The sequence below is a fragment of the Nitrospirillum iridis genome (genome assembly GCF_014205765.1).
Lineage (GTDB): Bacteria > Pseudomonadota > Alphaproteobacteria > Azospirillales > Azospirillaceae > Nitrospirillum > Nitrospirillum iridis.
The window spans coordinates 285,471-298,583 of the sequence record NZ_JACIIZ010000009.1 but is presented as its reverse complement, the minus strand read 5'-3'; the positions used below and the strand labels follow the sequence as shown (position 1 = coordinate 298,583).

At 60.8% G+C, this 13,113-nt stretch carries 8 protein-coding genes; all 8 read right to left on the bottom strand.

The annotated features are described in order from the left end of the window. Positions 1-235 precede the first annotated feature (235 nt). The 8 genes from FHS74_RS17335 to FHS74_RS17300 all read right to left on the bottom strand — a co-directional run bounded on the left by FHS74_RS17335 (position 236) and on the right by FHS74_RS17300 (position 12,856). Positions 236-1,990, bottom strand: coding sequence for a thiamine pyrophosphate-binding protein (locus FHS74_RS17335; protein ID WP_184802811.1), 1,755 nt, complete (start codon positions 1,988-1,990; stop codon positions 236-238). A 132-nt stretch (positions 1,991-2,122) separates the two neighbouring features. Beyond that, on the bottom strand, positions 2,123-3,115 hold the full coding sequence (locus FHS74_RS17330) for a glycosyltransferase family 2 protein (RefSeq protein WP_184802809.1): 993 nt from the start codon (positions 3,113-3,115) through the stop codon (positions 2,123-2,125). Continuing rightward, positions 3,112-3,612 carry a GtrA family protein gene (locus FHS74_RS17325; protein WP_184802807.1) on the bottom strand — a complete coding sequence of 167 codons (501 nt, stop codon included), beginning with the start codon at positions 3,610-3,612 and terminating at the stop codon, positions 3,112-3,114. The genes FHS74_RS17330 and FHS74_RS17325 overlap by 4 nt, the downstream gene beginning before the upstream one ends. After that, on the bottom strand, positions 3,605-4,525 hold the full coding sequence (locus FHS74_RS17320) for an NAD-dependent epimerase/dehydratase family protein (protein WP_184802804.1): 921 nt from the start codon (positions 4,523-4,525) through the stop codon (positions 3,605-3,607). Before FHS74_RS17320 ends, FHS74_RS17325 begins: the two co-directional genes overlap by 8 nt. A gap of 28 nt (positions 4,526-4,553) precedes the next feature. Beyond that, positions 4,554-5,882 carry a lipopolysaccharide biosynthesis protein RfbH gene (gene rfbH, locus FHS74_RS17315; RefSeq protein WP_184802802.1) on the bottom strand — a complete coding sequence of 443 codons (1,329 nt, stop codon included), beginning with the start codon at positions 5,880-5,882 and terminating at the stop codon, positions 4,554-4,556. Positions 5,883-5,924: 42 nt separating this feature from the next. After that, positions 5,925-7,022 (bottom strand): CDP-glucose 4,6-dehydratase, encoded by a 1,098-nt coding sequence (gene rfbG, locus FHS74_RS17310; RefSeq protein WP_184802799.1) that lies wholly within the window; start codon positions 7,020-7,022, stop codon positions 5,925-5,927. Continuing rightward, positions 7,004-7,780, bottom strand: a complete 777-nt coding sequence (rfbF, locus tag FHS74_RS17305; RefSeq protein ID WP_184802797.1) for a glucose-1-phosphate cytidylyltransferase — start codon at positions 7,778-7,780, stop codon at positions 7,004-7,006. Before rfbF ends, rfbG begins: the two co-directional genes overlap by 19 nt. Before the next feature lie 222 nt (positions 7,781-8,002). Then, positions 8,003-12,856: a glycosyltransferase gene (locus FHS74_RS17300; RefSeq protein WP_184802795.1), complete on the bottom strand. Its 4,854-nt coding sequence runs from the start codon at positions 12,854-12,856 to the stop codon at positions 8,003-8,005. Between the last annotated feature and the right edge of the window lie 257 nt (positions 12,857-13,113).

The window sequence follows — 13,113 nt, the reverse complement described above, 5'->3', positions numbered from 1 at the left end:
TCTGCTGAACAAAATAGGCGCGCCGGATCTTCGCGATCGTCTCCACTATCAGCATCCCAATCAAGGCTCCCGCCATTGCCATGGGAGCCAGTATGGACCCGCACAAAAGGGGTCCCGATTGGACGCCGATCACCCCTCATACGGGGTCCTTATTCCACGCCGATTCACACTTCTCGTGGACAGACTCAATCTATAGCCGGCCGTGGTTCCAGATTAAACGCAGCCGGCCATAGAGTCAGCGCCCCATGCGCTTATATTCCACGAAGGCATTGCCCTCCGCCCACTCTGCGTCGTCCAGGTAAGGGAACTGGTCGTTCAGCGGCCGGCCCATTTCCACCTTGGGCTCAATCTGGGTACGACTGTCCAAGATGACGTCGAGGAAGCGTATGCCCTTGGGCGCCAACATTTCCGACGTGATCTGCTCCGGCCGCTCAATGCGGTGGTACTCGATGCCATAGGCCTGGGCGATCTTGCCGAAATCAGGCTGGCTGTAGCCTGTGCCGGTACCATAATATCGCCCGTTCATATAGGCGTCCTGGAATTGCTTGATGATACCGTAGCCGCCGTTGTTCATGACCACAATGGTCATATCCAAGCCATAGTGCACCACTGTCTGCAGTTCCTGCAGATTGAGCTGGAAGCCGCCATCGCCGGAGAAGCAGACCACCTGGCGATCTGGCGCCGTCAACTTGGCCCCAATGGCGGCGGGCAGCGAATAGCCCATGGGAGAATTGCCGCCGGCGGTGAAGATGGTCTGGCCCGTGCGATGGAAAATCTGGAAGAACCAGCAGAGGGCGGCCCCGGTGTCGTTGGGGATCACCGCATCGCGATCCACCAACTGATTGACCCGCCGAATGACGTCATAAGGTGACTGGCTGCCGATGGAGGCGGCGTAGGTGCTCTGACATTTGCCGACGTACCGTTCCTGCATCAGCGCCACGTGGTCCAGCCAGGCATTGCTCGGCCGCGGCATGCGCACCTGATCCAAGACCACCGGCAGATGCTTGAAATCCAGCGCCGCCGTTACATAACCGTTGTTCTTGTACTTCGCCAATTCCTCGGCATCGATGTCCAGAACGACGACCCGGGCAGTCGGCGCGAAGTTCTTTGTGTTGCCCGTGCGCTGGCGGTTATCCAAGCGACTGCCCAGCACCAGCATGACATCGCAATTCTGGATTAGGAAATTGCCGCCCCGGTTGCCGTAGACGCCGACCGTACCGCAGTAATTGGGCATGGTGTGGTCGAAATAGGTCGAACCATTCCAGCTGGACACCATGGGCACGCCCGACGCCCGCACCCACTTTTCCACCTCCGGCGCCACACCCGCCAAGCCAACACCGGCACCCCAGTAGATGAGGGGGCGGGAGGCCCCTTCAAGGGCTTGGTTGACCAACGCAGCGATGCTAGCCAGTTCGTCGTCCGCCGGCGCGGGATTCTGCATCGGTGGCGGCGACAGGAGATCACCCACCTCGGCCTGCTGCAAATCCATCGGCACATCGATCAACACGGGGCCCATGCGGCCGCTAATAGCCTCCTGATAGGCCTTTTCCAGTTCAACGCGCAAGTCTTCCGGGGTGTGCACCTGCACCGCATACTTGGTGATGGGCCGGGCCATCTCAACGATCTTTGTTTCTTGGAAGCCGATCTGCCGCGGCGACGCCCCACCAAGGATCTTGCTTTCCTTCATGTTCACCTGGCCGGTGATGTGAAGGGCCGGAATGGAATCGAAATAGGAACAGGCGATGCCGGTCAACAGGTTGGTCGCCCCTGGGCCAGAGGTGGCCATAGCGACGCCGACGGTGCCGTTGGTCCGCCATACAGCGTCGGCCGCCATGGCGGCCGCCTGCTCGTGCTGCACGCAGATATATTCGATATCATCCCGATTGCCGATGGCATCGATCATGAAGGTGGCCGCGCCGCCCGTCATCAGGAAGACGTGTTTGATCCCCTTGCTGGCAAGGAAGGCGGCGATGTATTCGGCTCCGGTCATGCCTTGTGCGCTCCTGCTCATACTGCTGGTCCTCCGGCGCGCCGCGTTTTCCAGGCACGCCGGAGGCACCGCGGCCCCATGAATGGCCTATTTAACACACTCGGGGCGGGCTCCCCACATCTTAAGGGCCGGTTAGCCCTCCAGCGCCTTATCAGGCGTGACCGGCTCGACCACCGTGGAGGTGCCGGTGAAGTTGATGCGCTCCCGCTCGAAAACCACCGGCTTTTCCCGGACGCGGCTGTATATCGCTAGCACGTATTCGCCGATCAGCCCGGTGAAGAACAACTGCACGCCGCCGAAGAAAAAAGATGCAACGATTAGGGTTAGGATCCCGGGCTCGGCCACCTTGTGATAGAAGATGATACCGATTAGGAAGTTGGCAATGGCATAGACTAGGCTAAAGGTAGCGGCGCAGAATCCCGCGACCAAGCCGAATCGCAAAGGAGCGGTGGTGAAGGAAATGATACCGTTCATGCCCTGGTCGAACAGTGCCGACAGGCGATTCTTCGAAAAGCCACGCTTGCGTGCCCGCCAGCGGTAGGGAATGCCCACCGCGCGGCCGCCGCATTCGAAGGTCATCATGCGCATGAAGGGATAGGTGTCGCGGATGCGGCGCATCGCTTCCACCACCCGGCGATCGACCAGTTGGAAGTCCCCAACCCCTGGCGGGATCTGGATTTCGGAAAAACGGGTCAGGATGTTGTAGTAGAAGCCCCGCACCGACCGCATCAGCCACCCCTCTTCCCGGGTGGCGCGGATGCCGTAGACGATCTCGTAGCCCTGTTCCCATAGCTTCACGAATTCAGGCAGCAGTTCCGGCGGATCCTGCAGGTCGGCCGGCAGGAACAGCAAGATCGCATCACCGGTAGCGGCCATCACCCCATTATAGTTGTTACGTAGGGGGCCGAAGTTGCGCGCGTTCACGATGATGCGGGCGCAAACGTCCTCGGCGACGATCCCCTTCAGGATCTCCAGTGTCCTGTCGGTGGAGGCGTTGTCACAAAAGACATGCTCGCGCTCATAACCGCCGAGATGTTTCTCAAAGATCTCCTTCACCACCGAATAGCATTCGGCGATGTTCTCTTCTTCATTATAGCAAGGAGTGACGACGGAGATTTTTTTCAACGGATGCCCCTAAAGACGATAAATTTATTTATACAGAAGGACAGGACAACCATCACCGGCAGCAAAATCAACTGCCCCCAGATCGCCGGCACACCGCCATGGTTCAGATAGTCCAATGCCCACAAATTGATAACAAAACAAACCGCATAACCAACAATGAAGAATGGGAGGCGGTGTATTTGCCGGCTACCGAAAACGATTCCGCCTGTCGTCAGGAAATTGAACAACACGCCGATGACGGTCGCAATCGCCAGGGCCATGCGATGGTCGCCCAGCGTCAAAAGCAGCAAGGCGAAAATGGCATAGCCGAACAAGGTATTGCCGATACCGACGACAACAAAACGGGCGAATTCAAACAATTGCCGACTCTTCGCCTCGTCGGCCAGCAGGTCGCGGAAGCGAGCGGGTAGGAAACGCGATACTGCCGGCGGAACCTTTCCGCCCATCCAGGGCATGGCCACATCCGTCCCTTGACAACCGGCTTGCTCCTCACCCATGCCGCGCCGCCTGCTGGAGATGCCAAGCGACAGTCGCCCTCAAGCCATCGCCCAAGGGAGTACGCGGCCGCCAGCCGGTAGCCGCCGTAAGGCGCGAAATGTCCGCTTCCAGATGCATCACCTGGTCGGGCCGATAGGGGATCTCCCCCACCCCCAATCGCGCAGCCGGATCGATGAGATCACGAATCCGGCTGATGGTCTCGATCAAAGGCGGAGCGTCGCCCGCTCCCAGATTGAAGATGCCATCCGCCACGGCGCTTTCCGCCACGGAGGCGATGGCCGCAGCGGCGTCATCGACGAATAGATAGTCCCAGCGCTGCTCGCAACCCGTCAGCGCCGGCGACTGACCCTGGCGGATACGCTCGATCAAAGTCGGGATCAAGTAGCCGGGATTGTCCCGCGGGCCGAACAGCGAGAACACCCGCAGCCAGGCCCAGCGCAGCCCCGCCTGTCGGCAGATGCGTTCCGTAGCCAGGGCGGAAGCCAACTTGGCGACGCCATAGAGCGTGGTGGGGCGTGGAGCCTGTTCCTCGTCCACCCGGCGGTCGGCCGGACCATACTCCGCCTGCGACCCGATGCCGATGAAACAATGGGCGCCGGCGCGGCCGGCCATGGCCGCCAGTTCGCCGGCGGCTGCAATATTATGCAACTGCGCGGGCCGGTCCCGGTCGGCACCGCCTACGCCCGCCCAGCCGCAGTGAACGACCACATCGGGTTGGAAGTCCGTGAGCGGTCCTTCCAGGTCCGATACGGCCTCCAGCGTCCCCTCAATGATGGAAAGCCGTCCCTCCAGCCCGGACAGCGGCCTGGCGCTTGACCGCACCACAGCCGCCACCGTGTGGCCCTGGTCCACAAGCAGGCGGGCGGTGGGCAGTCCAAGAAAACCGCTGGCCCCCGTGATGGCAATGCGCAACGAGGAAATCCTTTCGGAGAGATGCCCCTTACCGGCGCACAAAGGCCCGGATAGTATCGACGACGTAGTCGATGGCCGGTTCACCCAGGCCGGGATAGACGCCGATCCAGAAGGTCTGGTTCATCACCACGTCGCTGTTGGTCAGCGCTCCGACCACCCGGCGCGGCCGGCCGGCCATGTAGGGCTGGCGCAGCAGGTTACCGCCGAACAGTTGGCGCGTGCCGATGCGATGCGCATCAAGGTGCGTCACCAGGGCCCGGCGGTCGAACGTTGTGTTCTCGCGCACGGTGATGGGATAGCCGAACCAGGACGGATTGGAATGCGGCGTGGCCTCCGGCAGGATCAGCACGTCCTGGAGATCGGCCAAGCCCTGCGTCAGCAGGTCGAAGTTGCGCCGGCGGGCCGCGATGAAACCGTCCAGATGGTCCATCTGCGACAGGCCGATAGCGGCCTGCATGTCGGTGATCTTCAGATTGTAGCCGATATGGGAGTAGATATACTTGTGATCATAGCCCGTCGGCAGTTCACCCAACTGCCACTGGAAACGCTTGCCACAGGTGTTGTCCTTGCCCGGCGGGCAGTAACAGTCGCGGCCCCAGTCGCGCATGGACTCCATGGCGCGGCGCAATAGCGGCCGGTCGGTGAAGACCGCGCCCCCCTCACCCATGGTGATGTGGTGGGCCGGGTAGAAGCTGACGGTACCGATATCGCCGAACGTGCCGACGGGCTTGTCCCGATACGTTGCCCCCAGCGCGTCGCAGCAATCTTCGATAACCCAAAGGTTATGCTTGCGCGCAACCTCCATGACGACGTCCAGGTCAAAGGGATTGCCGAGCGTGTGGGCAACCATGATGGCCCGGGTGCGGTCGCTGACCGCCGCCTCAATCTGCTTAGGATCGATGTTGTAGGTCGGGATGTCGATGTCGACAAAGACGGGCGTCAGACCGTACTGCAGCGCCGGGTTGACCGTTGTGGGAAAGCCGGTGGCGCAGGTGATGACCTCGTCACCCGGCTTCAGGGCCCGGTCCTTAAGCAGGTGGGACGTCAGGGCCGAGAACGCCACGAGATTGGCGGACGAACCGGAGTTCACCGTCAGGACGTGCTTGCGCTGCACCACCTCACCCAGACGCGCTTCGAACGCGTCATTGAAGCGGCCCGTTGTCAGCCAGAAATCCAGGGCACTATCGACCAGGCTCTGCATGTCATGAGCATCGTATACCCGGCCGGAAACCGGAACAGGCGATGTGCCGGCTACGAACGGCGCAGGCTTGTGCATGAGGTCATAATATTCACTGACCAAGCCCATAATCTGCTCACGCAGCACCGCCGCCTTTTCTTTGGCCCCATCCACTGGCATCACTCGCACCTTTCGTACCGTAAGGGAAATAACATTAAAAAATCACGCGGCCTGATTCAGCTGGTCCATATACGCACTGATCTGCCGTGCCGTCAAAGCACGCATGTCTGAGGCCGCCCGGTAGGCCTTGAACCACTCCACCGTCAGCGCCACGGCTTGACGGTAGTCATAGATCGGTGTCCAGCCCAGCCGCACCTTGGCCTTGGTACAGTCCAGGTGCAGGAAATGGGCCTCGTGCAGCCCAGCCGGATCGCCCATCTGGCGCCAGGCGGCGCCGTCACCCCAGGATGCCACCGCGGCATCCACGATGGAGGAGACAGGCTGATTGCTGTCACTACCGGGGCCGAAGTTCCAACCCTCCGCGAAATCGACGCCGTTGTCGCCCAACAACAAACCGCCCAGCAGCAGATAGCCGTAGAGCGGTTCCAGCACATGCTGCCACGGCCGTACAGCACCTGGATTGCGGATTTCCAACGCACGGCCCTCCATGAAGGCGCGCATGGCGTCGGGCAGCAGGCGGTCCGTCGCCCAGTCGCCACCACCGATGACGTTGCCAGCCCGCACTGAGGCCAATGCCACGGAAGACCCGGCCTTCTTGAAATAGGAATCGCGGAAAGCCGACACCACCAGTTCAGAGCAGCCCTTGCTGTTGCTGTAGGGGTCGTAGCCCCCCATGGGGTCGTGTTCGCGATAACCCCAGATTTGCTCACGATTCTCGTAACACTTGTCGCTGGTGATGGCGATGGCCGCCTTCACCCCTTGGGTTCGGCGGACCACGTCCAGCACGTTGGCCGTACCCATGACGTTGGTGGAATAAGTACCCAGCGGATCACTGTATGAGGCACGCACCAGCGGCTGGGCCGCCATGTGGATGACGACTTCCGGCCGTGCCCGGTCGAATGCAGTCTCCAGCGCGGCCAGATCCCGGATATCGCCGATGACGCTGTCCATGCCATCCGCGACATTCGCCAAGTCGAAGAGGCTAGGCGTGGTCGGCGGGGCCAGGGAATAGCCCGTCACCTTTGCCCCCAGCGCCGACAGCCACAAGCTCATCCAGCTTCCCTTGAAGCCGGTGTGACCTGTCAGGAAGACCCGACGACCATTCCATACTGAGCGCAAGTTCACGACCAAACCTTCCATTCCGCATTGCCTGACGCCCAGCGCTCTTCCAGGTAGTTCCTGTCTCGCAGCGTGTCCATCGGCTGCCAGAAGCCATCATGATAGAAGGCGTTTAGTTGCCGTTGCGCGGCGAGGGTCTCCAGGGGTTCCCGTTCCCAGATGGTGTTGTCACCTTCGACCAGATCGACCACCTTGGGCGACAGCAGGAAAAAGCCGCCGTTGATCCAGCCGACTTCGTTCACCGGCTTCTCCCGGAAGGATAACACCTGTGACTGATCATCAATGTCCAGCACACCGAAGCGGTTGGGCGGACGCACCGCAGCCACAGTCGCCAACTTGCCGTGGTTTTCATGGAAGGCCTTCAGCGCGGTGATGTCGATGTCGGACACGCCATCGCCATAGGTCAGGGCGAAGTAAGGTTCATTGGCGACATAGGGCGCGACACGCTTCAGACGGCCGCCGGTGTTCGTGCTGGCCCCTGTTTCCACCAGGGTGACGCGCCAAGGCTCAGCCGCCTCGCGATGCACCTCCATTCGGTTGCCTTCCATATTGAAGGTAACGTCCGCCATGTGCAGAAAATAATTCGAAAAATATTCCTTAATCACATACCCTTTGTAACCAAGGCAAATAATAAATTCATTAAACCCATGAGCAGAATAAATCTTCATAATGTGCCAAAGAATCGGCCGGCCGCCAATTTCGATCATCGGCTTTGGACGCAGGGAAGATTCTTCGGAGATGCGCGTGCCTAGACCACCCGCCAGAATGACAACTTTCATAGAGCAATCTTTCCAATTTAGGGGGAATGATACTGCACCAAAGTATTATAGGAAGCTCACCGATCGTCGGCAGGCACCCGGCCCTCCAAAAGCGTCGCCCATTCCCAGTGCCTGGGCTTTCACCCCAGGCTTCAAATTAAGGCAAAACAGGCCCGGAACCTGAAACATGCAGACAGCGGGAGCCACCTTCCGATAAAGCCGCGCATGGCCGCAGTCAAGCCATCATGCCAAAGGCTCATCACTAATCGGCGCTCCCTCGATCGCCTCCACCAGTTGCCGGCGCATGGTCTCCCGGGAGAAATTGGCCTGCGCGAAGGCCGGCTGCGCCTTTGCCTGGCGCGCCCAAGCGGCCTGGTCGGAGGCGAGGGCAAGGATCGCCCGCGCGATGTCGGCGGCATCGTCAGCGACCGTGCAGACATCCCCCAGCCCATGCAGGCCTTGCGCACCCACCGAGGTGGTCACCAACGGCAGGCCATGTTGCAAGGCTTCCACCACCTTGGACTTGATGCCGGCCCCCACGCGCAGCGGCACCACCGCCACCCGCGCCTGAGCGTAATGCCTCAGAAGTTCCTCGGTGCTGACCCACCCGGTCACCGTCACACGATCCGAGGCCAAGGCCTGCACCGACGCGGTGGGATGCGACCCCACGAGCGACAGGGTCAGGTCCGGCGCGGACGCCCACACCTGAGGCATGATCTCATTCACCAGCCAAAGGGCCGCGTCCACGTTGGGCGTGTGGGCGAAGCCCGCCACGAACAGCAGGCCCGAGCGGTCGGCGAAACCGGGCCGCGCACCGCTATCGACCGCGTCGACAATATAGGGTGCCACCAGTCGAACCGTCGACGTGGGCAGTTGTTCGTTCGCCAGATGCACCTCGTCGATCGAGGGGTAGAGGGCGCAGTCGACCTGGGTCCAGATGGTCTTTTCCTGCAGTTCCAGTTGGATGGACGCGAGGTGGACCGCAACGTCGCCGGTACGCGCATATTCCAGGGAGAGGCGGCGATAATGGAGATCGTGACCATAATAGACGACACGGGCCGCTGTGTGGGCTTTGACGATGTGCAGGTACTTCAAGGTCGTCGGCGGCCGGCTGGTGAGGACGGCATGAAGCTGCGCGCCATTTTCGGCCATCCACCCTTCGAAGCCCTCGGCCGTGGATAGGCCCCCGTAAAGGATCTCGATCCCCATATCCTGCAGAGGGGGAGCGTATCGCGGGCTGAGGTAGCCGTTTTCCGGCAGGAACTTCACGCCGTACCCGGCTTCACGCAGAACTTCCAGGAAAGCGAACAATGTCCGCGACCCTGCATCGCGATCCGGCTCGGGCAGGTAGTGGTCGATCACCAGGACAATCTTACGGTCGAAACTGCGCTCACGGGCGCGGAAGACGTTTTCGCCGTTGGGAAGATTCTCCTTCTCCAGGGTGCTCCCCCAGGCCTTCAGCAGGCGCTTCTGGTTGGCGACCTGGTAGGCCTTGATGCCAGAGCCCGTGTCGGTACCGTGGGACACCCCTTCATAATGGATCACGGTGGAGCGGGGCTGGTAATAGACCTTAAGACCGGCGGCCCGCGCCTTGAACGCCAGGTCGGAATCCTCGCAATACGCAGGCGTGTAGGCGGGGTCGAAGCCGCCCATGGCCTGAAAGAAGTCCGCGTCCACCAGGATCGACGCGCCCGAACAATAGTCGACCTCACGGGTGTAGTTGTACTTGGGCAGGGAAGGGTCGTCATTGCGACCATAGTTCCAGCCGGAACCATCCTTCCAGATGATGCCCCCGGCTTCCTGAAGCCGGCCATCGGGATAGATCAGCTTCGACCCCACGATCGCCGCATCGGGATGCAGCTCGAACGTGCGCAACAGCGGATCCAGCCACCCATCCAACACTTCGGTGTCGTTGTTGAGGAAGTGCAGGAATTTGCCCCGCGCGCCCGCGGCCGCCTTGTTGCAATTGCCGATGAAACCAAGGTTCTCCGTATTCTCTATGAACCGCAGCCCTGGAATGCCGCGCAGATACGGCAGGGCTTCATCCTCCGAGGCGTCATCGATGACGATGACCTCTATCGGCGCCGCGGCCGGGAACCTCATGATCGATTCCAAGCACCGCAGCGTATAGTCGACCTTGCCATAGGTGGGAATGATGACGGAGACAAGCGGCTGGACGGCTTCCGGCAGGCGGATACCTGCGGCCACGCTCGACAAATGGACAAGAGTTTTCAGGGCGGCCAGGGATTGCTGCGCGGCCGCGTACATATCAGTTAGGCGTGCGACCTCAGCTTGTTGACGAGACACCTCATCAACCTTGGTGACCAGCTCATGTCGCAGGCCGGATGTTTCCACTTGTGTCGCGGCGATAGCGTTCCGCGCAGCGGCGTTCTCATCTTGCAAGCGGGCGATTTCAGCCTGCTGGCGCACCAACTCTTCAGCTTTGGTGACCACCTCATGTCTCAGAGTGGCTCTTTCTGCCTGCGTAACAGCGATGGTGTGCAGCGCGGCGGCATTCTCATCCTGCAAACGCGCGGCTTCAGCCTGCCGCAGTGCCAACGCGTCCCCGTTCTTATCCAACGCCTCGTGAAGGGCCGCATTGTCCATGCGCAAGCGATCCCGCTCAGCGAGAGCCAGGGCATGAGCCTCGACCAAATCGGCCAATTCATCATGCAGGAGGCTTATTTCGTGGCGCTGAGCGCTTCGCACCTCCAGGAAATCGGCCTCAAGCCGCTGAAGCGCCGCATCGGGCTGATACACCACCGCCGATGCCGTCTCGCCACCAAGCGGCGGACCGAGCCGCCCCCTCTTGATAGCGTACAAACGCCTCAACCCCTTGATGTCCCCCTTCGCCAGTCGACCGACCAGTCGCAGGGGCAAGGTCAGGCGCCATGAACTTGAACGATACATCTCATGGATTTGCCGCTGGGCCATAGCGACGGCTTGGCGCTCATGGGACATGGCGTCGATGAGCGCGCTTTCCAGCCGCGCCTCTTCAACCAGGCGATCCGCATAGTGTTGGTCGAGGCGCCGCGTTTCCGCGTCCCAAGCGGCGGCGAGCTGGGCGGCCATCGCCTGACGAGCCGCTCCAGCGTCCGCGAGTTGCGACTGTAGCCGGCGCACCTCCTCCTGGCTGTCACGTCGCGTGACCGCCAAGACCTGCTTGATATCGTCAACCTCCGCAGCACTGCGGCTCCGTTCCGCCCGAACTTCGGCGGCGGCCGCGTCGATCTCCCTTTCCAACTCCGCCACGCGGTGCTGATGGGCCTGCCGCAACTCCTCGTTTTCCGCGGTCAGGCGATCGATCTCCGCTTGGCTGCTCTGCTGGCTGGCCGCCAATTCAGCGCTGAGACGCCTGATATCGATCAGCCGGGATTCCAGTTCCGCCTGGTGGGACACCCGCTCATCATCCACGCGACCATTCAACAGGTCCACCTCCTGCCGGCTGGTCACCAGGTCAGCGTTGAGACGCGCGACTTCAGCACCGTAGGACGTATGGACATCACCGATATGAGTATTTAGCCGGTCAAATTCGGCCTGGCTGGCCTGCTGGACAGCCGTCAACTCGGCCTTCAGTGTCTGTATTTCATCGCTAGAGGATATCTGCAGCTTATCAATGTCGACCTCTAGCCGCTCAATCTCTTGCTGCTTTGCGGTGATTTCAGTGCCGAGGTAGGATACTCGAGCATGCGACTCGGCAAGTTCAGCGCGCAACCGCTCGACCTCCTCCTCGCCCCCCAAGAGGCGGGCATTTAGATCGGCGACTTCAGCCTGGGACGAGGCACGCGTTTCTGCAAGTTCAGCGTGCAGCCGCTCTACCTCCTGCTCGCCCCCCAAGAGGCGGGCTTTTAGATCGGCGACTTCAGCCTGGGACGAGGTACGCGTTTCGGCAAGTTCAGCGTGCAGCCGCTCTACCTCCTGCCTCAGCCCCGTCACCTCGGCGTTTAGCTTGCCAAGCTCCATCTGATACGAGGCGTGGAGATCACCAATATAGGTGTTCAGGCGGTCGATTTCCGCTTGGCCAGTCTGTTGAACAGCCGACAGCTCCGCATTCAGACGCTCAATCTCCTCACCTGAGGAGAGTTGGGTCTCGCTGATATGAGTGTTCAGGCGTTCAATCTCGGCCTGGTCAGTCCGCCGTATTTCGGCGTTTTCCGCGTCCAGCCGCGCAATCTCTTGGCGAGCAATGGCCAGTTGCTCCTCAGCGTCCATTCGCGCCCGGTCCAGCGCGAAGAAGTGGCTGGGCGAATGCATGACGCTGTGGGATAGCGGCGGCATGGCCCTCTGGGCGGCGACCGCGATGAAGTAAGGCGTGCTGGGGACACCGACTGTGCGGCGGAAAAGCGTCCCGTCCCGGGTTTCGAAGCCTTCGACCTGGGTGGGAGCCATCCCCTCTTCCGCCAGGATCACCGAACCCCAGAGCGAACGCTGTTCGAACAGCGCGACCTGAGGAAATACGGACCCAAGAAGATCGAGTAGTTCCTGCCGGTTAAGCTCGCGGAAGTGGAATGGATTGTGATGATCGTGCTGATCGGTGTAGACGTCGCGATTTGGCGATGAAATCACCAAAACCCCGTCCGGGCGCAACACACGGCTGACCTCCGCCAGGAACGCTTCCTGCGCCGTGAAGTGTTCCAGCGTCTCAAAACTAACGACGACGTCCACCGATTGGTCGCCGATAGGCAGCGCGGCGGCGTCACCCTGGCGGTAGGACACGCGTTCCGTCAGGTAATTGAGATTGGCGAAATCCACCGACTGCTGATCGATGTCAACCCCGATGACCGTCCGCGCCACCTGGCCCAGGACCGAACTGCCATAGCCCTCGCCACTGGCGACATCCAACACGTCCTTGCCCGCGCAAAAGGACAGGGCGAAAAGATATCGGTGATAGTGCTCGTGCTGGATATCACCCACAAGCCCGGACACGTAGCGCTCGCCCGTGAACTCCATGGCGGCTTTGGGCTCGGGGAATCTGAATGCCGATCTGTTGCCGATGGCGGACGACGGCGACCGGGCGGGATCAGACTTCGCTATTTTCGGCGACGAATCCTGCGCGGAGGAAATGTCATAACCAATAGAATCTTGTCCGATCGCCATCAGTACAGTCCAATCATTTTGACATTAATGAATTTGTTTCTTGACACCCGAGCGGCCAGCGCACCCGAATTACATCTCGTTGGCATAATGGGCGGCCAAACACCTACGCCATCCTTGGGCGTATTATCGTCCCCTTATCATGGGGTCAACCATACTGTCTATACCAGTCATTTTTGAGCGGCCGCCCGTCAGGAAAGATAAGATGATGCCCCCCACACCCAAGCGGTGCCCCATGCGTGACGAGAACGGATGCATCG